We start from the raw sequence: 22308 nt of genomic DNA on the forward strand, positions 1-22308 counted from the left end.
TAAACGAAATAATATTCCTAGAAAATCACTGGATTATCGAACACCTTTGGAAGTATTTTTGAGTTACGTAAGTATTGATGATCTGTCTAACTTAATTTGACAATTAAGAAATTATAAAAATCCTTTTTTTGAATCGTTTCACTATGTGTGAACATTCGAATATCGGATAAAGGGTTAATACTTTTGATTTCTCTCTGTAATTTTTTTAGTGCAGATAAATTCAAGTTTTGTTTTCTAGACACAAAAATGCGATCTGCCATGACAAGTTGCTTAAGGGCTTGTGGTTCTCTTTCAATAAGTTCAAAACTGTCACTATCAATAACAGTCAATAAACTATCGATATATACTCTTCCTCTTAGTTGAGGCGCTGTTAAAAGTGTTTGAATGATTGGTTGGGGATCTGCTATACCTGTAGTTTCAATGATGATTTGTGAAATTGGTTGTTGATGTTCTTCTATTGTTTCCAGTAAAGAAATCAATATTGCTAATAAATCACTGCGAAGACTGCAACACATACATCCATTATTTAGTTGTAACACCCGTTCCTCGCTATGAACTAATAATTTGTGATCAATCCCAACTTCACCAAACTCATTTTCAATTATAATAATTTCTTCCCTGGGGTAGGGTGAGACTTGCAAGGCTTGATTGATTAGCGTTGTTTTTCCAGCCCCTAAAAACCCAGAAACGATTGTAACTGGTATGCCCATTTTGTCACCTTTTTACCACTTAGCTATTTCACTTCTTTGAAAATTGCCCGTCTGCGCAATTTTGGCGAATACTTTTTTAATTCTAACCGTTCAGGGTTATTCCGTTTATTTTTGCTGGTGAGATACAGACGTTCTCCAGTTTCGACACATTCCAAAATGATATTTTGACGCATAAATCTTCCTCCTTCAATACTTATCGATCTTCAAGATATGCTTGAATTTGTTGTGTATCTTCAAAAGTTAACTCGCCAGATTCCAATTGTGAAACTAAATTTTCTTTCATATCAACAGGTATCTCCCAATAACCATCGATACATTGAAATAACTCCTCGTCATACTCTTCAAAAATTGGATAGATTCTTAAAAAATCATCAAATGATAAGCCTTGGTCCTCATAGTAATCTTTGACTAATCCATTTTCAATTGCCTGTTGGGTCGGTAAACCCGTTTCAATAATAATTCCTCTCTCTACCATCGAACGATAAAAAGTGCATTTATCTAGCGATTGCTGGGTCGTTTCAAGATAATACTTTAATCCTTCTTCAACTAAAGGTGGGTAAATAATTTCCATTTTGGTTCCCTCCTAAAAGTTATATATTAAACTATTTTGAAGCTCCTTTAATTACTTTCTTTCCATTATAGTACCCTTTTGAAGATACATGATGGCTACGTCTATAATCACCATTCGCTTCGTCAAATGAAATTTCTGGTTTTACTACAGTTTGATGAGTTCTTCTTAACCGTTTCTTCGTCTTAGATGTTTTTCTTGCTGGTACTGCCATGATATTTCCTCCTCTTACCAACTTGCTTTTTTTACTCCAGGAATCAAACCTTGATGGGCAAGCTCTCTAAACTTAATACGGGACATACCAAACTTCCGCATATACCCTCTTGGACGGCCATCCGTCTGATCACGAAGCCTCAGACGATTTGGATTTGAATCTCTTGGCAATTTAGCAAGGGCGGTGTGATCTCCTACGGCTTTTAATTCTTGACGTTTGTCTGCATATTTTTCAATCATTGCCATTTGTTTCTTTGCTTTAGCAATTTTAGACTTTTTTGCCATATACATTTATACTCCTTCTGTTTTGATTTAGACGTCACAAATCGTAAACGTTACGTTTTGACATTGACACTTTACCAACAAAAATTTCTCTTGTCAACAATAAATAACATGAAATAAAACTCATATGAATAGATATCCATTTGAAAATGATTTTATCGATACATAGAGATAATCAGATTAATTAAAAGAACTTGTAGTTTAAGTGCAAAAAATAATGGTTCATTTTTATTAGTCCATTAAAACATAAATACCGTTTTAAGTAGCTTTTCTCTACTTAAAACGGCATTATGAAAGAAACTATAGTTTTATTCAATCTTTTATGTTTAACTCGTTTATTAATGATTTTGTAAGATTGTGACCAATTCTTATATTATAAGAAATAAACATTAAGTAACTAATTTGAAAAAGAATTGTAGCTGTATTCCAAAAATTTATAGGCTAATTATAAGCCTATCCTATCATCTCGATAGAACTTATCTTTTTTAGATAGATTGTTCAGACAAACAAAGCTATCTTAATTTGATGAAGTACATCCTTTTGAAAATAACTTAGTTCATTTTCTATTATCTTTCAGTAAGTGGCACGTAGTACCTAGTCTATATGAGAAAATTCGCCTTATATGATATTTTTAATTCTATAAATTTTTAAACATTAATGTCTATTATTAAACTCATTGCTTAAACCTAAACTAATGAGCAGCAACAGAATAGCTGATAAAAAAAGTAATCCTATAAGAAGTAATATACTCATCTAAATCATTCGCCTTTTCTAAAATAATCCAAGAAAGATTTAAAAAAATTATATCCAGCTATTAGGATAAGTCCTATCATAATTACTCCAATAGTCATTTTCTTATCCTTTCTAAATAAAAAGTCTTTTATATAAAGCTCTTTTTGTAATTGTCAATAAAGTCTTTCCCTTTATTTGTCAATTGACACCCTATGTTTAAATAACCTTCATATCTAAGTTTAGCCAACATCTCACTTACAGATGCTGGAGTAATGCTTAGAATTTTTGCTAAATCTTTATTTTTTAACTTTTTTTTTCTTTTCGTCAATTCCTGAATTGCTAATAAATAAATCAGTATAGTAGTTGGTTTAATTTTTACCATACTCTTTTTCCTCCAATTTATTTTGAAAGACCTTCAGCAATTTTATCCAGGTTCCATTTCATCATCGCGTAGTAACTATCACCATCTTGTCCTTTCTCTGCAATTGAATCAGTAAAAATCGTTGAATAGATAGGAATATTGGTATCTTTCGATACTGTTTTCATCGGTCTATCGTCCACACTGCTTTCTACAAATAAGGAAGGAACTTTTGTTGTGCGTAGTCTTTCAACTAAGTGTTTAATTTGATCTGGCGTTCCTTCTTCTTCAGTGTTGATTTCCCAAATGTAAGCAGAAGGCACATTATACGCTTTCGAGAAATACTTAAAGCATCCTTCACTTGTAACAATCATTTTTTTATCATTCGGAATTGAAGCAAATTTAGATTTTGCTTCTTTGTCTAGTGTATTCAATTTTTCAATATACTTATCTAGATTTTCTTTATAGATTTTTTTATTATCAGGATCTTTTTCCGCTAAATGTTTTTCAATGTTTTTAGCGTAAATAATACCGTTTTCTAAATTTAACCAAGCATGAGGATCTTCCTTCCCTTTCTCACTCTGACCCTCTAAGTAAATAACATCTATGCCATCACTTGCTGCAAAATAGTCTTTGTTTTCCTCTTTGTTCGCATTTTTAACTAATTTTGTAAACCAAGCATTTCCTCCAGTTTCCAAGTTAACACCATTATAAAAAATCAAGTCTGCTTTTGAAGTTTTTTGAACATCTTCAGGCAAAGGTTCATATTCATGGGGATCTTTCCCAATAGGTACAATACTGTGTAAATCAATTTTATCCTTTGCTATATTTTCAGTAATATCTGCTAAAATCGAATTAGTAACTACTACTTTTAATTTTTCGTTCGAAGCCACTTTATCTTTACTATTTGTTGAACACGCTCCTAATATAAAAAGAGCAATCAAAATCCCCAGACTTCCCACTACTACTTTCCATTTTCTCATCATAACGATCTCTCCTTCTTTCTTAAAAATTTTTGTTTTGGTGAGATTAGAAAACTAATTACAAATAAGGATGCCGCTGTTAAAACAATACTTGATCCTGCGGCTATGTTAAAATTATAACCAATAAACAATCCAAGCAATGATGAGCTTGCCCCGACTGCTGCAGAAATAAATATCATAGTTTTCAAGCTATTTGCATATAAATATGCTGTAGCTGCTGGCGTGATTAACATTGCAACAATTAATATAGTCCCCACACTTTGCATAGCTGTTACTGCTACTAAAGTTAATAGAACCATCAGTAGATAATGATAAAAATTGACGTTCATCCCCATTGCTTTTGCCATTAATGGATCAAAAGAAGTAATTAATAATTCTTTAAAAAATAGAACTACTATAACCAACACTAAAACAGAAACGCCAATCGTAATCCACTTATCAATATCTTGTACAGCTAAAATGTTTCCAAATAAGATATGAAATAAATCCGTTGAGCTATTTGCAACTCCTATAAGGATAACTCCTAGCGCTAAAAAAGAACTGAAAGTAATACCAATTGCTGTATCTCCTTTTATTACACTATTGCTTTTTATAAAAGTAATAATGATAGAAGCTAATAGACCAAATACAATAGCACCAATAAAAAAATTAATACCTAAAATATAAGAAATTGCTACTCCTGGCAAAACAGCATGAGAAATAGCATCGCCCATAAGAGACATTCCTCTTAAAATAATAAAACAACCTACTGTTCCAGAAACAATCCCTATAACTACAGATGTAATTAGAGCATTCTGTAAAAAGTGAAAGTCATACAGACCATTAATAAAATTTTGAAGCATGTTATTCCCTCTCTCCAATAAATATAGTATCTCCATAGGCTTTTTTTAAATTCTCTTCATTAAATACAGATTCTACACTTCCGTGAGCAATTACATTTCGATTCAAAAGAATAATATTATCAAAATACTTCTTTACCTTGCTTAAATCATGATGCACAATTAGCACTGTTTTTCCCTGATTTTTCAATTCTTTTAACGTATCCATAATTATTCGTTCACTAATTAAGTCTATCCCTACAAATGGTTCATCTAAAAATATGAAATCCGCATTTTGAGCAAGACATCTTGCTAAAAGTACACGTTGAAATTGTCCTCCAGATAATTCTCCTATTTGATGATTAGAATATTTTCCCATATCGACCTTTTCCAAAGCCTTTGAAACTCTTTGCCATTCTGCATTTTTAATTCTTTGAAAAACTTTCATTCCGGCATACGTTCCCATAGATACACATTCTTTTACTTTTATTGGAAAAGTAAAATCAATATCAGCTTTTTGCTCTACATATGCAATCTTTACCAGTTTTTTATTGATATCTTCATTATTAATGGAGACTTCTCCCTGATGAGGGATAATATTTAACATTGCTTTAAGTAATGTAGATTTTCCAGCACCATTTGGACCAATAATACCTGTTAGAGCACCTTCTTGTATTTTTAAAGAAATCTCGTTCAATGCTAAAAAATCGTTATAACAAACATTAAGCTTTTTCACTTCTAACATAACTTTCTCCTTCTAAATGATAATGATTATCACGATTATATGGTATACAGAAAATATATTTTAGTCAAGCCTAAATTTTAAAATTTGGATTTTTTTCTGTTGCTGAAGATTAGGATGACAAAACTATTTGAAACTACCCGTATAGTAAGTAGTTTTCAAAACAAAAAAAGAGTGTTCTCTAATGAGAACACTCTCCTAAAAATACTTTATTTGCATACAAAAGAATTAGACTTGAAGTGGATAGGGAGCTAAATCTGTTTATAAGCATCAAGACATTCTCTTCTAGAAATGAAAAGTAGGTTATTTATCTTTCGTAACATGTTAGGCTTATTCAACTATGCTTCCAATCGAAATTTAATTTACTTAACAACTTAAAACTTTCTCTTTATTGATTTTCATATTTTAAATTGCTCAAATAGAATTAGAGAAATAATAATACTTCCCACATTAAAATTTATTTTTTTTCAGCCCTATAATACTTGCAATCGCCGTGAATAACCCTACATACACAGGAAGACCATTATATTTTTCTCCAGTTTTCGGTAACTCCATAGTATTTTTATTTCGATTGCCTTCTTTATTTTTTTCTTGATTCATTAGTTCCCTTTTTTTATTGCTATTATTATAATTTAGATTAGATGATCTTTTGTTGTTGTTAAAAAAAGTAGAAGGATGATTAAAGCTAGCTTTACTATCCGAACTTTGTTTAGAATTTGTATTTTTCGTTACTCCGGGTAATTTGACTGCTATGTCTTTCTCTTTTTCTCCACCAAGATCATATCTTACTGTATAGCCATTTCTTACTCCATCTGTTTCGATGCCATAATTTACTTCTTTTTTGATGCCATCTTGTTCGGTAAATGTTACCTCTCCGTTAGCGTCTACCTGTTTCTTAAGTACTTCCGTTGATCCATCTGTTAAATTTCTTAACCGTACTTCTTTTCCCGCTTCAAGTGGTAATCCATTTGTGTAATGTGCTTTCACCTTTAAATTAAGCGGTACTATAATTTCTGCTGAATTTGTTAAACTTTCTGCACTAGTAATTTGTGGGGATTGTAGTGAAACGAAAGCTGTTGTAGATAGTAGCAAACCGCCAAGAATTATCTTTGATTTCATAATATCATTCTCCTTAAATTCTATTTATTAAGCTCAAAAAATAGTTTTTATGTTAATATTCTAGCTATTAAAATTCTTAATACTACAAAAGGAAACCATTGTTTTATTGAATAGAAACATGTCCCTATCTCCTCTCTAATTAGTTTTTATAAAACGTAACTATTACGTTTTATAAAAACGATTTTACAAATTTACTTAAAAAATGTCAATAAAAATGAAGGTTCATTTTTTATTGAAGTGCCAAAAATAGATTAATATAAAATTCAACTCGATTTTTTTCAGATAGTTAAAAATGCAACTTCAGCTTTATTAGCTAAAAAGTTGCATTTTCCCCGTATAATAAATTTTATAGTCTAAAGCATTTCTAGAATTTGATTGGACAACATTCATATATATATCAAAAAAACTTTAACACAACTATATAATATTTGCATATAGATCATATCCCACCGCTGTTAAGATTGTTACATCTAGAATTAGTACCTACTCTGGCACTAATTTCCTAACCGTCTCATTGAAAATACCACTTATACTTGAAAGCATCTTCAATCTTAGATTGTCCTCCAAATAGTACACTCGAACCATTATTGCTTTACTATTTAACTATTTGGTTTTTATAGCAGTTCAAGCACTAGCTATACCGTGCTATTCCAAAAAGAGCCCTTTTAACATTCCTCTATTTCGCTAGTATTAATTATTTAAGATTATAATGAAAAAAACATATTTCTTACTATGGCTTCGTATCTAATTTTGATATTATGTAGAAAACGAATCATATTAATATCGAAAATAGCTTTCCTTTTGTTTTGATTTAAACTTTTTCAATTGAGATTAACAGAACTATTCTTCCTTCATTATAATTACTCTTCTCCACCATCCATCTGTATCTCAGGTATTTTAATACTACTTTTACCTATTTCTATTAAATGCTCAGCAAGTTTTTCTTCATTAATTTTAAAGTATGATTCTAATACCATCCCTAGATTCATTCCAGTTACTACTTGAATTCTTTTATCCATACTTGCTTTCATCATAGCTACATTTGCAGGTGTTCCTCCCATTAGGTCTACTAATATAATAATATTTCGTATGTCACTTGTTTCTTCCAGTATTTTATTCAATTTATTTATTGTTCCTTCAATACCGTCATTTTGTGCCATAGAAACTACCGGATAATTAATCTGGTTTCCAAGTATCATTTTAGCTGAATTTAATATTTCCTCAGCCATTAAACCATGACTCATTAAAATTATTTCATTAGTCATCGCACTTATTCCCCTTATAAAATATCTTTTAAGTAAGTTTTTTTATCGTCTGGTGTCATAATTGTAGTAATTTCAACACCAAGATTTAATAGCTTCTCGAAGGCATTTCTTTCTTCATTAGTAACGCTAATATTAGGACGTAAAACCGTTGTTCCTTTTCGATTAGACATGTTGCCAACGTTAATCCTATCTATCTGTAAATCATTTTCGATAAACGATAATAAGTCTACTGGGGATTTGACTATTAAAAGCACATTTTGCCCTTCATATTTTCCATTTTTGATATTGGTAATCGCTTTCTCTTCAGTTATAATTGAAGAACTGATTCCTGCAGGGACTGCCATCCTTAGCACCTGTTTTTGTATATCATTATTTGCAACAGTATCATTTACAACCATCAAACGAGTCACACCTAATTTATTACTCCACATTGTAGCTACTTGACCATGAATTAATCGATCGTCAATTCTAATATTTTTTATACCCTTCATTTCCACAAAAATTTCCTCCTATCATTTATTTTAAAATGCCTAGAGTAGCTAAAACAATAGACAGAACCATCACACCAAGAATTAAATAAATAGGTTTTACATTTTTTTTCAAAGACCAGTAAACTAAACCAACTAAGAGTGCAGGTAATAATCCTGGCATTATTTGATCTAGTATTTCTTGCCCTCTCATAGAAAAATCACCTTGTTTAAAATCTAAGACTACATTTGTTTTAACAACAGATGGTATTAATGCTCCAACAACCATTAATCCTAAAATTGAAGTCGATTCAGTTAAAAGTTTTAAACTTTTTTCAATAGTAGTAATTAATTTCGTACCTGAAGTATAGCCTATGCGAAATAATGGTATACTTATCATCTTTAAAGCTACACTTACAGCAATCCATAAAATAATTCCTACTGGACTACCATCAATTGCCATATTTGCTGCAATAGCCCCAAATATAGTCCATGGAATAACTACAAATAGACTATCACCTAATCCAGCTACTGGCCCCATAAGTCCTGTCTTAATCGATGTCACTGCTTCTTCAGTATTTTCATCTGAATTTTCTTCCATAGCTATATTAATACCTAAAATATACGGTGCAACCCAAGGATTTGTATTGAAAAATTGTAAATGATTTAGTACTGCTTTTTGTAACGCTTCTGGTTTATTTTTATAAGTAACTTTTAAGAATGGTAATACAGCGTAACAATATGCTAGAGCTTGCATCTTTTCATAATTTGAAGAAACTGAGCTTGTAAAAAACCATCTCCATAATACACTCTTTTTAATTTTGGAATTAACACCAAGTTTTGTCGTCTCCAAGCTATTCATCCTCATCCATACCTCCTATTGTATTAACAACGGTATTATTAATTACATTCTGACTATTTTTTTTATAAATAATTAAAGCTATAGCAGCGCCTATTAATGCTACTCCTAATAATGGCATTTTTAAGTAAACAGACATTACAAAACCTATAACAAGATAACTGAAATATTCTTTTGCAGGTAAGTATCGAAGCAATAAACCAATACCAACAGCTGGTAATAATCCCCCAGCAACTGTTAACCCATTTGTTAACCATTCAGGAGTATGAGCAAGAATAGTATTAATTAAAGATGGTCCAAAAATTACTGCCAACGCAACCGGTATGCCCGTTGTTGCCGCCGTTAAGAATACTCCAAACATTTGCATCTTGGAGATCATACTATAATCTCCTCGCTTTACACCTGCTTCTGCTTTATGAACCATCCAAATACCAATTGTATTTCTAATAATATCTAATTGAACCATTAATAGTGCTACTGGTATACCAATAGAAATCCCTACCGAAGATTCCTGACCAGTTGTTATGGTGATAAAAGTTGCGACAATACTTGCAGTTTGATAGTCTGGTATAGAAGCTCCTCCAAAATTACTAATTCCTAAAGACAATAATTGTAAGGTTCCCCCAATAAAAAGCCCAGTTTTTATATCTCCAAGTATTAAACCAGTTACAAATCCCGCTGTTACAGGTTGGTAGGTTCCGAACATTGTTGAATTCTTCTCAAAATTAATAAAAAAACCATATAACACAATTAAACCAAGTTGAATAACACTTATCTCCATTAGATCTCCTCCTTAATTATACTTAATAGTTTTGAAAATTTATCTTTTTGATTTGTCTTTATAAAAACAGGTATCATACTAATATCTGCTTCAACATCCAACGTTTGTCCACCATCATATTCTTCACCTGTCCATATATTGGTCCAGTTTTCATTTATTGGTAAGTAAACTTCTCTTACTGTTTCCTTATAATTTACAATCGGTGCAATTAGGAACGTATCTCCAAATAAGTAAGTATCTTCTACAGCCCAAGTATTATTATCTGAAGGATATTCATAAAATAGCGTCCTCATGATCGGATCTCCGAATCTATGAGCTTTATCCATCAAAGTACTGATATACGGTTTCAACGCTTCACGTATTTTTATATACTTAGTTAATATCTGCTCAACTTCTATACCGTATGACCATATTTCATTTGGTGCACCAGTAACCATCGAACCTCCACCATGATCCGATAAGGGTTTACTATGGGGTAATCGGTCACCGTGCATTCTTAAAATTGGTGAAAAAGTAGCATATTGAAACCAACGAATTAGCAATTCTCTAAACTCCGGATCTTCTGGATTTCCGCCATGAAACCCACCTATGTCAGTTGTCCACCAGGGAATCCCTGCTAAACCTACATTTAGTCCAGTATTAACTTGATTTCTAAATGCTTCAAAACTAGAATCAATATCTCCAGACCACAATAATGCACCGAATCTTTGTGCTCCAGCCCATCCTCCTCTAACAAGAGTAATTACAGGCTGTTCATTACTTAATTCTTCATAAATCATTGAAAGATAATCGATTGGATATAAATTACCACTATATAAATCAGTCCCCTTTTTATAACGATAATTATCAAAGTCATAAACGGAATATCCCGGCTCAGCTACATCTAACCAGAAATAATTAATCCCTTTATCAACATAATTCTTTTTAATTAGACTCCAAACATATTTCCGAGCTTCACTATTTGTCATATCAATAAAAATAGTGTTTCCTTGAATTTGCATGGTTAATCGAACTCCACGATTAACTTTTACTAGATAACCATTTTCTAAATATTTTTCATAATTTTCTGCATCAGTTTGTACTGTAGGCCAAATTGAGATTATTGGTTCCACTCCGTAATCAGTTTTCAAAGTCTTTAAAAATTTTTCTGGATTAGGCCAGTATTCCTCATCAAAACAATATTCTCCTTGCTTTGGCCAGTGAAAATAATCAATAGCGATAGTTGAAAGCTTTATTCCACGTTTATGATACTTTTCTACTACATCCATCACTTCCTCTGGTGATCTATATCGTAATTTGCTCTGCCATAATCCTAATAAACTATCTGGCATTTTAGGGACTTTTCCAGTTAGATTACTATAGTTTCTAAGTATTTCCTTTGGTTCATTTCCTGAAATTATTACATAATCGATATAATCAGAAGAATACATTTTCCATCGAGTTATATTTTTAGCAAAAGAAACTTCTCCAATACCAGGATTATTCCATAAAAAACCGTATCCAAGACTAGATATATAGAATGGAATTGACACCTGTGAGTTTCTTTGCGCTAATTCTAAAACAGTGTTCTTCAAATCAAGATAAGAATGTTGATATTGACCCATTCCGAATATTTTTTCTTTTGGATCTGATTCAAATCTAGTAGTTACTTGAAATTTACCATCCATATTGGACCGATATTCTCTTGACTTTAATTTCAATGTAGAATTAAAATCCTTTGTAACTTCAACTGAACCAGCATCTTCACCACCATCATCATGTTTAACAGCTCTTAATCTAATATATTCTTTTAGTAAGACATCGTTTTTTTCATTATAAAAAGTTAAACGATCACGATGATCTAGTACCGCTCTTATTTTCCCGTTAATTAATTCTGTTTTATTTTCATATTGATTTATTATCACTTTATTTAGGGAATTAGGCTTATCAATTAAGGAGTTTTGTCGGTCTTCATAGTTCATGTCTACAAATGAACGTATTCTAATAGCATTTTCCCCCCATGCTTCAATAATCAGTAATTCATCATCAAATTTTCTTGAAAAATAATTTGATTCAATGTTTATCACTTCTTTCATCCCACTTTCCTTTTCTTCTTAATTAGTTAACTCTTATTACAACACTAGCAATTGTAATCGCATACATATACATATCAATTTAATTTAAGTATTTTGACTAGAATTCTGCTTTTTAATTTGTTTTCTCGATAAACTAATTATCAAAAAAAAAACTAATAACAAAAAACACTTAATTACTTGAACTAAAATTGTTTGTACGTTAAACTAATTAATAAATAAAATATAAAATAAGCTATTTAAAATGTCAACTGTAAACGCTATATTTTTTTTGCATAGGCTATTTTATTTTTAAATTGAGGAGAAACTAATGATTTCAAGTAAATATACAATTAGAGAACAAAACGAGGCAAAAATACTTAATCAAATAATTAGACATAAAGAAATATCTAGAGCTGAATTGAGTAAAATAACCTCTTTAAACAAAGCATCTGTATCTTCTATTATCAATAAATTGATCGATGACTCGCTTGTAATTGAAAATAGAATTGGAGAAGCAACAAATCGTGGCCGAAAACCCATTATGTTAACTTTTAATGGAGTATCTTCGGGCTTAGCAATTGCAATTGATCTAGGATATAATTACATTGATGGAATGGTAGCTTCATTAGATGGAAAAGAAATTGCAAGAATACAGCTTACTGATACTTATGTTAGTAAAGACAACATACAAATGTTAATTCGTAAAATTATAAAAAAACTCACCGATAATCTTCCTTATACGCGACATGGAATAATCGGTATGACAATTGCTGTTCAAGGACAAGTTCTAAATAATAAAGTACTTAGTACAACTTATAACGGTCTTGAGGAAATTGATTTAGTAAAATTATTAAATCAAGAGTATAGCTTTCCTGTTTTTTTACAAAATGAGGCAAACTTATCTGCATTAGGTGAATATACTTTTTCTTCTGATATCGAGAATTTAGTATCAATTAGTCTTCATAGTGGAATAGGCGTTGGAGTAGTAAAAAATGGTAAACTTGACATTGGTAATAAAGGATATGCTGGTCAGTTGGGACATACAATTCTATTTCCAAATGGCAGAAAATGTGAATGTGGTAATTATGGTTGTTTAGAAAAATATTGCTCTACTCAAGTAATTTACCAAGAGATTTCCAAAGAAAAAAAACTAGATAAAATTAATTCGGATATAGTGGAATATCTTTATAGCAACAAGGATCAAAAGGTTGTAGAGATGATTGAACTATATGCATACTATTTATCGATAGGAATTAACAATATAGTTATGCTCTATGCTCCTGAGTTAGTGATTTTTAACAGTCCTTTAACAAAAAAAATTCCGAACATAATTAATATAATCAAAAATTTTTTGAATAATCAATATACAAAAGAAATTCATATCATTAACAGTCCTATAGAGTGGAATCCTGTTCTTAGTGGAGCAATTTCGTTTTCAATTCAAAAATTTTTAAATATTGAAAAGTTGAAACTCAGCTCTTATGCAAAAAATTAATTTAATTTAGTGGAAACTAGTATGTGAAATGGAGAAATTTTAACATACTAGACGGCTCACCAGTACTCTCTCCTTAAAAAGAGCTTTTTATATAGTTATGAATTTCTCACCGCTCTACCTCTTTTTCAAGAGATAAAAAAATTAATACAATGCTTATTACTTAAACTATTTCTAACTCAATAATCTATCAAATATTCTCAATTTTTTTCAATTGTCTTTTTGTTTAATCAAAGCATGCTTGCATATTATCCATTTGGCCTATACTTTAGGGTAAAATTAGGGTAAAATTTTACAATTTCATCTAAATTATATACTAAACTTTTATCGCTATTAAAAGTAAAAACAGCTTCGCCCACGTATAGAAACGTATATCTTTTTGTTTCTACACGTGGGCGAGCTGACTAAAATCATATAATCAAAAACTTAATAAAACGAGGTTCACTCCAATCATATTTCATTTTTCAAAACTATCACATTAATCTCTTGTCAATCAAAATTATTATACATTGAGAAAGTTACAACTTATATACTACTTCTTTAAACCCTAAAACTTCACCAATGAGTTTCTAATAATTAGATCTTATTAATCTAACTATTAATCATTATGATAAATTTAAATACCCACAAAGAACACCATGTAAAACTCTTCCTGTATATAAATCGAGATTATCAATTTGACTAGATTCAGTAAAACAAATGATTACTGATGAGTCTTTTTTAGCCAATTCAAGCTGTTTAAAATCAACCTTAACTAGTGGATTTTCAGGTGTTATATATTCATTTTCATCAACAAGAATTGAAAAAGGTTTTCCTTCTAATTCTACTGTATCTATCCCAATATGAATCAAATAATCAATTCCTGAATTACTCTTTATACTAATAGCATGTTTTGTTGGAAAGATAGTTGTGACCTGACCAGCTAAAGGAGCATAAATTGTCTGCTCTTCTGGAATAACAGCAAAACCTTCCCCTAATAATTTTTGTGAAAAAACTGGATCATTTACTTCTGATATAGGAATAACTTTTCCCGAACATGGAGAAAATAGTTCCACTTGTTTTTTCTTTCTTAAAAACTTAATCATATAAATTCCTCCTAATTATCTCTTTTCAAAATTTGATTGATTTCTTGACTAAGTAAATCAGCTTTTCCTCCAAAAACTGCTTGAATCCCACCTTTTACCTCAAAAACTGCAGTAGCACCTAATTGTTTTATAGCTTGTTTGTCAACATTTTGTCCATTCTTCACAGCAACACGCAAGCGAGTTGCACAGGCTTCAACAGATTCAATATTCTCTTCACAGCCAAGTGCTTTTATAATCATTAAAGATTCTTCATGCAAAGAAGTATTTTTATTCAAGGTAATTTCAGAGACTACCTCTTTTTCTTCTATCATACCAGGGATCGCTACTTTGAATTTTTTTAAAAAGAAAGTAAAAACGATAAAGTAAATAATAGCCCAAGCAAGTCCAAAAGGAATCAATTTAAGCCAGTTAGTTTTGTCATTTCCTTGAAGTACACCAAATAATAGAAAATCAATTAGTCCACCTGAAAAAGAATTTCCTACTCGAATATTCAGGATATCCGCAAAATAAAAAGATAGGCCGTCTAAAAATGCATGGATGACATAAAGCCATGGAGCCACAAACAGAAACATATATTCTACAGGCTCAGTGATTCCTGTTAAAAACGAAGTTAATGCACCGCTGAAATAAAGACCGCCATTTTTCTTACGGTTTTTTTTAGGAATTGCACGATACATCGCATAACAAGCAGCAGGAAGGCCAAACATCATCGTGGCAAATCTTCCAGCAAAAAAACGAGTCCCATAAGTAAATAAGCCTGTGTGATTCGGATCAGCTAATTGAGCAAAGAAAATATTTTGTGCCCCAGAAACTGTAATTCCCGCTACACTCTCAGTTCCCCCTAACGAAGTGTACCAGAAAAGTGGATAAATTGTATGATGAAGACCAACAGCACCAGTTAAACGAAGTAAAAATCCATAAAGAAATGTTCCTAGACTCCCCATTTGAGCAATATGCTCTCCAGCAACAACTAATCCATTCTGAATCGGTGGCCAAATTAGATAAAAGAAGGAACCAATAATAATTGCAGCCAAACTAGAAATAATTGGAATAAAACGTGAACCACCAAAGAATCCTAAAAACTGCGGTAATTCTATTTTTCTATAGCGATTGTGTAAAAATGCGACAATTCCGCCAATGGCAATTGAACCTACAACTCCAGTATCAAGAGTTGCATCTTTGACAGAAAATAATTCAAGAAAACCACTAATTGTTGCTGTATAAACTAAGTAAGAAACACCACCAGCTAAACCAGCAGTTCCTTTGTCACCATTTGCAAGCCCCACTGCGATACCAATCGCAAATATCAATGCTAAATTAGCAAAAACGGCGTTACCAGCATAACTCATGATACTCAAAATCGTATGAAGCCACGGTTGAGCTAATATGGGATAAGCATTTATGGCGCTTTCATTTGTCAGTGCACCGCCAAGACCTAAAAGTAAACCAGCAACAGGTAAAATAGCGATCGGCAACATAAATGCCCGACCTAGTTGTGAAAATTTTTTAAACATTTTTCTCTTCCTCCTTCAATGCATTGACGAAACGTTCTGCAATTTCTTGTGGACGAGTGATCGCGCCACCAACTACGATTCCAGAAACACCTAATTCCCTAATTTTTTTTGCCTGCTCTGGGGTATGGATTTTTCCTTCTGCAATAACACAAATTTCTGCTTGAACGAGCTGTTTCATCAAGTCAATCGCTGGCCCTTCTTGCTTTCTACTTTCATTAGTATATCCGCATAACGTGGTTCCGACAAAATCAACGCCAGCTTCATAGGCATTTTTACCTTCTTCAAAGGTAGAGATGTCTGCCATTAATAATTGTTCAGGATACTTTTCTTTGATCTGAGTAATGAAAGTGTTGATAGACAAATTATCATGGCGTTTGCGCAGCGTACAATCTAGCGCAATAACTTCTACACCAGTAGCAACTAATTCATCGACCTCACGCATCGTTGCGGTAATAAATGGTTCTTCAGGAGGATAATCTCGCTTAATTATCCCAATCATAGGTAGAGAAACTTTTTCTTTAATCTCTAAAATATCTCGAACAGAATTTGCTCGGATACCAACTGCACCAGCTCTTTCAGCAGCTAGAGCAAAATAGGACATAAGACCTCCTTCTTCTTTATAAAATGGTTCACCAGGTAATGCCTGACAAGAAACAATCAGTCCACCTGAAATTGCATCTAAAAATATTTGTTTCTTCATTCTCCTAAACACTCCACTTTAAATTAATTTTCGGATAATAACTCCAAATAAAATATAGCACGCGCTTTCATTGATGTAAAGTATAAAAATGGATAAATTTGGAGATTTTTTTATTTTTTTGGAGTATAATGGAGTAAAATTTTTTACTGTAAAGGAGTTCATATGAATTACATCTATTTAATTAAAGAGCATTATCCTTTATTGACTAAATCTGAAAAAAAAGTAGCTGATTTAATCTTAGATTCTGGGAAAGCAATTATTTATAGTACAATGAGCGATATCAAAGAAAAAACCACAGTTGGGGATGCAACGATTATTCGTTTTTGCCAAAAATTAGGATTTTCTGGTTTCTCTGATTTGAAGATCGAAATTGCAAAAGAAGATTTCAGTAAAAAAAAAGAATATCCGTCAAGCGAGAAATATTACGATATAATTGCTACTCATCTAACTGAGGCGCTCTATTCTACAGCACATTTACTAGATGAAAAAAAACTAGATAAGGCAATCCAACTCATCAGTCAAGCAAAAAATCTTTATATATTTGGGGTGGGTTCTAGTGGAAATACAAGCCTTGATTTAGAAAGTATGTTCTTACGAGTAGGAGTTCAAGCAAAAGCTGTTCTGGATCCTCATTTTCAAGCTCAAGTAGCTTCTTTGATGGAAGAAGACGATGTGATTATTGCTTTTTCATTATCCGGAAAAACAAAAGATACCTTTGATTCTGTAGAAATTGCAAAAAAAAATGGTGCAAAGATCTTAGCAATTACCAATTACCTTCATTCTCCAATAGGACAGACAGCAGATGTTGTTTTACAAACAGCAATCGAAGAATTTTTAAATGGTGGTTCTTTGGCAGGGAAAATCTCTCAATTGTACCTTTGTGATTTACTTGTACAAGGTTATGAACAGAAAAACAATATTAATGCAGTGGAATTACGTGAAAGAGTATTACGCTCTATCTTAGATAAAAGCTTAGATTAAATAGAGTATTAATTGAAGCAATTTATATTTAGGTGAAATATCAATTAATTAGTGGGACTCACAATTTGCACAAATAACTTTCATCTTACCTTTAGATGAAGTGTTAGAAAGAAAAGTATCAACCATCAATACTTTGAAAAAATTCTTTTTATAGGAATATGATGAACAGCTTTCAATATACAATAATCATTATCAAAGATAACTGACAACTTTTAGCAATAAAATACAAAACACTTTTTTAGTCAGTATCTAAATATAACAAATCTATTTCATAAAGCAAAAAAGCGGCTAGACAAAAGAGATGTCTAACCACTTACATTTATCATCTATATAATTCAATGAACAGAGAAAAAAGGACATCAGTTTTTATCAATAAAAAGTCTTGTTCTTATCAATATTTTCAGATGTTTTAGCAGATCCTCTTCAAATTCTATAGATTGTTTATCTTGTTGATATAAAGATAGATAAAGCAATAATTTTTTTCGATAAAATACATTAAAATATGAATAGATATAAATAGTAATTAAATTATCTATAAACAATAATGTATAGCGATCTTTTACCTTAGGGGATTCTATAAATTTAAAATAGAAAGAAAATTTTTTTCTTTCAAATTCTTCTATAATATCTATTTTTTTTATTTGGCCAGAATTGGTCGAAATAAGCATAAAAAAATTCAAAAACAATTGTTTCTTTTCAGAATTTAATCGTACTCTTTCAACTATATTTATAATATATTCATCGAGTGTAGAACTTTCCTTAACAATTTTTTCAAGTTCAAGGTTTATTATATTTAAATCATACTCCACTGCAGCTTCATACAGATCATGTTTTGTTTTAAAAAAACTATATACAGTAGTAGTACTAGTTTTAGCTTCATTAGCAATATCTAAAAGTCTTGTTTTCTCATAACCAAATTTAGAAAAATGCTTTATAGCAATAATTATAATTTCTTCTCGCATGCTATTCTTATTACTTATTGTCATAGACTCTTACCCCCTTGCAAGTACAGTTAGCGTCTCGATAACATTTTCTTTTAATATTAATGAACTTTTTATTGAGTCTTCTAGAAAAACTTTGGCTTTTATTTCTTGATATTGCGTATTTTGAAGTAATTCTCCGGATAACATCATCGTATCAATAATGAACGTGTAGACAACTGGATCAATTTTATCACTTATTTCTTTTTCATCTTGTAATTCATTTACGGTATGCCAATATACTTTGAAAAAACTAGTGTTATTGTAAAATTGTTTAACCCACTCGCTTGTCATTTGTTCGTCACCAGGAATTTTATTATAAAAAACAATCAATTCAGGATGTTTTCTTCCTAATTCTAAGATTGTTTCGAACATTACTTCTAAACGATTTTCTAATTTTAAAGGAGTATTGTTTATATTATTAATATATTCATCTAAAATAACAAAAACGTGTTCTATTGCTACCCTTAGCATTCCTTCTTTATTGTTAAAGTACTGATATAATGATCCTGCACTTAAATCTGCCTTATCAGCAATCTTACGAACTGAAGCAGATTCATAACCAACTCTTCCAAATTCTTCTAAGATATAGTTTAAAATGAGTTCTTTTTTTTCTGATTTTAATCGATTAAATAATTCATTTGCTGTTTTATACATAGCTATCTCCTCAAAAAAGATATTATAACTAAGTATACCATATTAACCTTATAAAAACGACCGCTCATTTTTTAAAGCTTCTCCTAATTGAATCATTTTCCAACCATTTACTTTTCTACTACTAATAATTTCGTCTGAACTATTTACAGAAGTGTGACCCGACTTAATTTCAGAAGTCTTAATATTTTCATTATTCTTTACAAGACTCCTGACTTTCAAGGGGATATAAAATAACTCTAGATGTAGAAAGAAAAAGAAGCAACAATACTCAATCGCTTCTTTTTTTCAAAAATAAACTTTTGTACAATTAATACAACTGCTTCCTCTAAATCATGTTTTTAATTAAGAAAACTTTCATGATAAATACTCTTTCTTCAACATTAAAAGACACCACTCAGGGGAACTGGCACTATAATTTGGATACAATAAAAAAGAAAACTTCAAATTTAGTAAAATAAATTTAGAGGAGTTTTTCTAACGTCAAAGCATAATTACTATCCTGATACACTAAAAATTCAAATTGTTGAGCGTTTATTGAAAGGAGAGTCATCTCTTCTCTTCGAGAAGAATTCAATATCTCAGGAAGAGGAACTATATATAATTGGAAAAAATGGTATTTAAATGGACAATTTCATTAATTAGAGCTTCTTCAGGACACTCCTCAGTACTAGAACCTTCACTGCCTACTTTCATTAATAAAAAAGAAAATAATTATATGTAGCTTGAATTTCCACTCCCTAAACTATAAAAAAATTATTACGAATTGAATCACTAATTAGACTTTACATAAGATTTCCAAATTTAATGCTATAACACGTCAATAAATTATAATGATAGGCACTAACAATGAATTTTTAGAACTATTACTTCATCCTATTAATTAAAATCCCTCACTAAATCTATAATTAGTCTTTTAAATAAAAACTTAAAGATCATGATCATAGCTGAATATATTAAAAAGCATTTAGTATCCAAAATTATTAGCCTTCTTTACCAAACTATCAAACAAATTAAATCCATGATAAACTCCACGTAAAAAAGACAGCAATTTACTATTTTATAAATTTATTATAAAAGAAAAGACTGTAGACAGCATCCATAAAATTGACTTTATTTACAGACTGAAATATCCACCCATAAAAACGGGTGGATATTTACTATACTTCTAGCAATTGATTAATAATCTCGCCACTTTTTTTTAGCTCATCTTCTAATTGGGATAATCCTTTGAATCCTAGCCGTGTGGTAGGTCCGGAACAACCGAGTGCCGCAACTAATTCACCGTTTTGATAGAGTCCAGTTGCCATACAAGTAAGACCATATTCGTATTCTTCATGATCAAAGGCAACCTGCTTTTCCTTGATTTTTTTCTGTTCTTCACAAAAATTCGAATAATCAATAATGGTATTGATGGTACGCTTCACTAACCTTTTTTGGTAGTATTTTTCCAATTCAGTAGGTGACATTTCACTTAAAAAGATTTTTCCCATGGAAGAACAGTATAAATCAGTGACTGGTGCTAAAGACGATTGCAACATGTAACTTTCGCCGCTTTCCGAATGAATAATATATATTTCATCTCGATATAAAATCGATAGATTAATGGTTTCGCCAGTTTTTTGCGAAAAATTTTGCATATAAGGTTTGGCAATTTTGATTAATTGTTGTTCATTCAAAGGTTTGGGGTGATATTTTAAAATTTTATAGCTTAATGTATAGATATCATCTTCAATTTGTATGACAATGCCGCGGTACTCCAAAGTTTTCAAAATACGAAAGACCGTTGTTTTAGCTAGACCAGATAATCTAGTTACTTCAGAAATTCCTAAAGCGCCCTGTTCACTCAATAAATCTAATAGAGTAAAGGCATTATCAACGGATTTAATCAAATCGTTTTCCTTACTCATCGGATCCCTCTCTTTCTATTTTTTTATAGCAATTATAGCAGAATTTTTTGTAATAAAACTAACTATACTATATTGACAGACTAAATTAAAATCTGTACATTTTTTCCGGAACGATGTTCTGAATTTAGCATAAGGAGAAATGATATGAAAAAAAAGAAAAGATCAGCATTATTTACTGGGACTTATAAAATTTGTTGTGTTTACGATACTTGGGACGATTTTAGTACTTGTGCCCTTTAGTTTTGATGGGTCAGTGGACACAATTCTTTTCCACTATTTAAAGATATTTGTAAAAACGTTCCAAGCACCGTTAACTGGGATTATGGTAGTCTTGATTGTTTTAAGTGCGATTTTAGCTGTATTCGATCAAGTGAAAAAAGACACAATCATTCGTCGTCATCGTCTACTAAATAAGCTTTTTTCTACTAGTTTATTTTACACAATAAACCGTGTGATTGGAGCGATTATTTCCCTTCTAGTTTATTTTAAAATTGGCCCGAACTTTATCGCTTCGCCTGATACTGGTGGTACGATGTTATCTTTAGCGACCCAATTATCGGTGTTAGTACCAATGATGTTACTATTTCAAACTTTTATTTTAGAGTTCGGAGCGATGGAATTTTTAGGTGAAATCGTGGGTGGAATTGTTAAACCGATTTTTAAAGTTTCTGAAATTTGTGCTGTGAATATCATCAGTGCTTGGGTCGGTCCGGGAAATGTGGCAATCATGGCAACAGAGGAATTCTTTGCAAAAGGATACTTTACTGTACGTGAAATGGCAGTTATTGGTTCCCAGTTTGCGACAGGAAGTATTGGATGGATTGTATTAGTCAGTTCGGTTTTAAATGTCATTGATTACTTTGGCTTAATTTTAGCTGGACTTGCAATAGTGAGCGTAATTGTTGCAGCAATTAGTGTACGTATTCCCCCCCTATCAACTTTTCCAGATACTTATATGAATGGTTCGATGCATCCAAAATCACAATAGAAAAATCTGGTAATTGGTTTACACGTGCACTCAATAATGCTGTTGATCGTGCA

23 protein-coding genes and 2 pseudogenes are annotated in these 22308 nt (G+C 31.2%); 4 read left to right on the plus strand and 21 right to left on the minus strand.

Annotated elements, in window-relative coordinates; all coding sequences use genetic code 11:
• Positions 1-100 (plus strand): annotated as a pseudogene (locus ACTFWY_RS16220) (IS30 family transposase); the annotation flags it as partial.
• 10 nt (positions 101-110) lie between these two features.
• Here ACTFWY_RS16220 and ACTFWY_RS16225 read toward each other — a convergent pair.
• The 15 genes and pseudogenes from ACTFWY_RS16225 to ACTFWY_RS16295 all read right to left on the minus strand — a co-directional run.
• Positions 111-710 (minus strand): annotated as a pseudogene (locus tag ACTFWY_RS16225) (CobW family GTP-binding protein); the annotation flags it as partial.
• A 23-nt stretch (positions 711-733) separates the two neighbouring features.
• Positions 734-883 carry a 50S ribosomal protein L33 gene (rpmG, locus tag ACTFWY_RS16230; protein ID WP_002297320.1) on the minus strand — a complete coding sequence of 50 codons (150 nt, stop codon included), beginning with the start codon at positions 881-883 and terminating at the stop codon, positions 734-736.
• 20 nt (positions 884-903) lie between these two features.
• The gene (locus ACTFWY_RS16235; protein ID WP_439927264.1) at positions 904-1281 is read right to left on the minus strand and encodes a hypothetical protein; all 378 of its coding nucleotides are present in this window, start codon (positions 1279-1281) and stop codon (positions 904-906) included.
• A gap of 31 nt (positions 1282-1312) precedes the next feature.
• Positions 1313-1492: a 50S ribosomal protein L32 gene (gene rpmF, locus ACTFWY_RS16240; RefSeq protein ID WP_252704528.1), complete on the minus strand. Its 180-nt coding sequence runs from the start codon at positions 1490-1492 to the stop codon at positions 1313-1315.
• Positions 1493-1506: 14 nt separating this feature from the next.
• On the minus strand, positions 1507-1776 hold the full coding sequence (rpsN, locus tag ACTFWY_RS16245; protein ID WP_060815000.1) for a 30S ribosomal protein S14: 270 nt from the start codon (positions 1774-1776) through the stop codon (positions 1507-1509).
• 877 nt (positions 1777-2653) lie between these two features.
• Positions 2654-2887 (minus strand): ArsR family transcriptional regulator, encoded by a 234-nt coding sequence (locus ACTFWY_RS16250; protein WP_252704530.1) that lies wholly within the window; start codon positions 2885-2887, stop codon positions 2654-2656.
• A 17-nt stretch (positions 2888-2904) separates the two neighbouring features.
• Entirely contained in the window at positions 2905-3849 is a 945-nt protein-coding gene (locus tag ACTFWY_RS16255) for a metal ABC transporter substrate-binding protein (RefSeq protein WP_060814981.1), read from the minus strand.
• Entirely contained in the window at positions 3846-4688 is an 843-nt protein-coding gene (locus ACTFWY_RS16260; RefSeq protein WP_010710542.1) for a metal ABC transporter permease, read from the minus strand. Before ACTFWY_RS16260 ends, ACTFWY_RS16255 begins: the two co-directional genes overlap by 4 nt.
• A 1-nt stretch (position 4689) precedes the next feature.
• Positions 4690-5409: a metal ABC transporter ATP-binding protein gene (locus tag ACTFWY_RS16265; RefSeq protein WP_002406972.1), complete on the minus strand. Its 720-nt coding sequence runs from the start codon at positions 5407-5409 to the stop codon at positions 4690-4692.
• Positions 5410-5856: 447 nt separating this feature from the next.
• Positions 5857-6525 carry an LPXTG cell wall anchor domain-containing protein gene (locus ACTFWY_RS16270; protein ID WP_240190171.1) on the minus strand — a complete coding sequence of 223 codons (669 nt, stop codon included), beginning with the start codon at positions 6523-6525 and terminating at the stop codon, positions 5857-5859.
• 860 nt (positions 6526-7385) lie between these two features.
• Positions 7386-7790: a PTS sugar transporter subunit IIA gene (locus ACTFWY_RS16275; protein WP_060814982.1), complete on the minus strand. Its 405-nt coding sequence runs from the start codon at positions 7788-7790 to the stop codon at positions 7386-7388.
• 14 nt (positions 7791-7804) lie between these two features.
• Positions 7805-8287: a PTS system mannose/fructose/N-acetylgalactosamine-transporter subunit IIB gene (locus ACTFWY_RS16280; protein WP_082709565.1), complete on the minus strand. Its 483-nt coding sequence runs from the start codon at positions 8285-8287 to the stop codon at positions 7805-7807.
• A 19-nt stretch (positions 8288-8306) separates the two neighbouring features.
• Positions 8307-9119 carry a PTS system mannose/fructose/sorbose family transporter subunit IID gene (locus ACTFWY_RS16285; RefSeq protein WP_060815002.1) on the minus strand — a complete coding sequence of 271 codons (813 nt, stop codon included), beginning with the start codon at positions 9117-9119 and terminating at the stop codon, positions 8307-8309.
• Positions 9112-9897 (minus strand): PTS mannose/fructose/sorbose/N-acetylgalactosamine transporter subunit IIC, encoded by a 786-nt coding sequence (locus ACTFWY_RS16290; protein ID WP_060814983.1) that lies wholly within the window; start codon positions 9895-9897, stop codon positions 9112-9114. The genes ACTFWY_RS16285 and ACTFWY_RS16290 overlap by 8 nt, the downstream gene beginning before the upstream one ends.
• Complete coding sequence (locus ACTFWY_RS16295; protein WP_060814984.1) at positions 9897-11972, minus strand: glycoside hydrolase family 31 protein; 2076 nt, start codon at positions 11970-11972, stop codon at positions 9897-9899. The genes ACTFWY_RS16290 and ACTFWY_RS16295 overlap by 1 nt, the downstream gene beginning before the upstream one ends.
• 307 nt (positions 11973-12279) lie before the next feature.
• On the opposite strand from ACTFWY_RS16295, the gene ACTFWY_RS16300 reads away from it, so the two are divergent.
• A complete protein-coding gene (locus tag ACTFWY_RS16300; protein ID WP_060814985.1) occupies positions 12280-13446 on the plus strand; it encodes an ROK family transcriptional regulator in 1167 nt (388 codons plus the stop codon).
• Between the two features lie 602 nt (positions 13447-14048).
• On the opposite strand, the gene ACTFWY_RS16305 is transcribed toward ACTFWY_RS16300, so the two are convergent.
• Genes ACTFWY_RS16305 through ACTFWY_RS16315 form a run of 3 tightly spaced genes read right to left on the minus strand, consistent with a single transcriptional unit; the run spans position 14049 to position 16742 of the window.
• Positions 14049-14528, minus strand: coding sequence for a PTS sugar transporter subunit IIA (locus tag ACTFWY_RS16305; protein ID WP_060814986.1), 480 nt, complete (start codon positions 14526-14528; stop codon positions 14049-14051).
• A gap of 11 nt (positions 14529-14539) precedes the next feature.
• Complete coding sequence (locus ACTFWY_RS16310; RefSeq protein ID WP_060814987.1) at positions 14540-16042, minus strand: PTS transporter subunit EIIC; 1503 nt, start codon at positions 16040-16042, stop codon at positions 14540-14542.
• The gene (locus ACTFWY_RS16315; protein WP_060814988.1) at positions 16035-16742 is read right to left on the minus strand and encodes an N-acetylmannosamine-6-phosphate 2-epimerase; all 708 of its coding nucleotides are present in this window, start codon (positions 16740-16742) and stop codon (positions 16035-16037) included. The genes ACTFWY_RS16310 and ACTFWY_RS16315 overlap by 8 nt, the downstream gene beginning before the upstream one ends.
• 162 nt (positions 16743-16904) lie before the next feature.
• On the opposite strand from ACTFWY_RS16315, the gene ACTFWY_RS16320 reads away from it, so the two are divergent.
• Entirely contained in the window at positions 16905-17723 is an 819-nt protein-coding gene (locus ACTFWY_RS16320) for a MurR/RpiR family transcriptional regulator (protein ID WP_060814989.1), read from the plus strand.
• Between the two features lie 359 nt (positions 17724-18082).
• Here ACTFWY_RS16320 and ACTFWY_RS16325 read toward each other — a convergent pair whose 3' ends face one another.
• The 3 genes from ACTFWY_RS16325 to ACTFWY_RS16335 form a co-directional block, all read right to left on the minus strand.
• Complete coding sequence (locus tag ACTFWY_RS16325) at positions 18083-18709, minus strand: TetR/AcrR family transcriptional regulator (RefSeq protein ID WP_060814990.1); 627 nt, start codon at positions 18707-18709, stop codon at positions 18083-18085.
• 6 nt (positions 18710-18715) lie between these two features.
• Positions 18716-19360, minus strand: a complete 645-nt coding sequence (locus ACTFWY_RS16330) for a TetR/AcrR family transcriptional regulator (protein WP_439927268.1) — start codon at positions 19358-19360, stop codon at positions 18716-18718.
• A 1157-nt stretch (positions 19361-20517) separates the two neighbouring features.
• Positions 20518-21267, minus strand: coding sequence for an IclR family transcriptional regulator (locus ACTFWY_RS16335; protein WP_423118939.1), 750 nt, complete (start codon positions 21265-21267; stop codon positions 20518-20520).
• A gap of 253 nt (positions 21268-21520) precedes the next feature.
• Between ACTFWY_RS16335 and ACTFWY_RS16340 the strand changes: the two genes are divergently transcribed.
• Complete coding sequence (locus tag ACTFWY_RS16340; protein ID WP_439927270.1) at positions 21521-22255, plus strand: hypothetical protein; 735 nt, start codon at positions 21521-21523, stop codon at positions 22253-22255.
• The last annotated feature ends 53 nt before the right edge of the window (positions 22256-22308 follow it).

It is taken from the genome of Enterococcus sp. 125944, assembly GCF_051909435.1.
Classification (GTDB): Bacteria; Bacillota; Bacilli; order Lactobacillales; family Enterococcaceae; genus Enterococcus_D; species Enterococcus_D gallinarum.

Bases quoted from the DNA above. Each gene is read 5' to 3' on its own strand.
- ACTFWY_RS16330 (WP_439927268.1), bottom strand. From the start codon at position 19,360: ATGTATAAAACAGCAAATGAATTATTTAATCGATTAAAATCAGAAAAA.
- rpsN (WP_060815000.1), bottom strand. From the start codon at position 1,776: ATGGCAAAAAAGTCTAAAATTGCTAAAGCAAAGAAACAAATGGCAATG.
- ACTFWY_RS16325 (WP_060814990.1), bottom strand. From the start codon at position 18,709: ATGACAATAAGTAATAAGAATAGCATGCGAGAAGAAATTATAATTATT.
- ACTFWY_RS16295 (WP_060814984.1), bottom strand. From the start codon at position 11,972: ATGAAAGAAGTGATAAACATTGAATCAAATTATTTTTCAAGAAAATTT.
- ACTFWY_RS16320 (WP_060814989.1), top strand. From the start codon at position 16,905: ATGAATTACATCTATTTAATTAAAGAGCATTATCCTTTATTGACTAAA.
- ACTFWY_RS16260 (WP_010710542.1), bottom strand. From the start codon at position 4,688: ATGCTTCAAAATTTTATTAATGGTCTGTATGACTTTCACTTTTTACAG.
- ACTFWY_RS16275 (WP_060814982.1), bottom strand. From the start codon at position 7,790: ATGACTAATGAAATAATTTTAATGAGTCATGGTTTAATGGCTGAGGAA.
- rpmF (WP_252704528.1), bottom strand. From the start codon at position 1,492: ATGGCAGTACCAGCAAGAAAAACATCTAAGACGAAGAAACGGTTAAGA.
- ACTFWY_RS16290 (WP_060814983.1), bottom strand. From the start codon at position 9,897: ATGGAGATAAGTGTTATTCAACTTGGTTTAATTGTGTTATATGGTTTT.
- ACTFWY_RS16300 (WP_060814985.1), top strand. From the start codon at position 12,280: ATGATTTCAAGTAAATATACAATTAGAGAACAAAACGAGGCAAAAATA.
- ACTFWY_RS16305 (WP_060814986.1), bottom strand. From the start codon at position 14,528: ATGATTAAGTTTTTAAGAAAGAAAAAACAAGTGGAACTATTTTCTCCA.
- ACTFWY_RS16235 (WP_439927264.1), bottom strand. From the start codon at position 1,281: ATGGAAATTATTTACCCACCTTTAGTTGAAGAAGGATTAAAGTATTAT.
- ACTFWY_RS16310 (WP_060814987.1), bottom strand. From the start codon at position 16,042: ATGTTTAAAAAATTTTCACAACTAGGTCGGGCATTTATGTTGCCGATC.
- ACTFWY_RS16270 (WP_240190171.1), bottom strand. From the start codon at position 6,525: ATGAAATCAAAGATAATTCTTGGCGGTTTGCTACTATCTACAACAGCT.
- ACTFWY_RS16265 (WP_002406972.1), bottom strand. From the start codon at position 5,409: ATGTTAGAAGTGAAAAAGCTTAATGTTTGTTATAACGATTTTTTAGCA.
- rpmG (WP_002297320.1), bottom strand. From the start codon at position 883: ATGCGTCAAAATATCATTTTGGAATGTGTCGAAACTGGAGAACGTCTG.
- ACTFWY_RS16250 (WP_252704530.1), bottom strand. From the start codon at position 2,887: ATGGTAAAAATTAAACCAACTACTATACTGATTTATTTATTAGCAATT.
- ACTFWY_RS16315 (WP_060814988.1), bottom strand. From the start codon at position 16,742: ATGAAGAAACAAATATTTTTAGATGCAATTTCAGGTGGACTGATTGTT.
- ACTFWY_RS16255 (WP_060814981.1), bottom strand. From the start codon at position 3,849: ATGATGAGAAAATGGAAAGTAGTAGTGGGAAGTCTGGGGATTTTGATT.
- ACTFWY_RS16335 (WP_423118939.1), bottom strand. From the start codon at position 21,267: ATGAGTAAGGAAAACGATTTGATTAAATCCGTTGATAATGCCTTTACT.
- ACTFWY_RS16285 (WP_060815002.1), bottom strand. From the start codon at position 9,119: ATGAATAGCTTGGAGACGACAAAACTTGGTGTTAATTCCAAAATTAAA.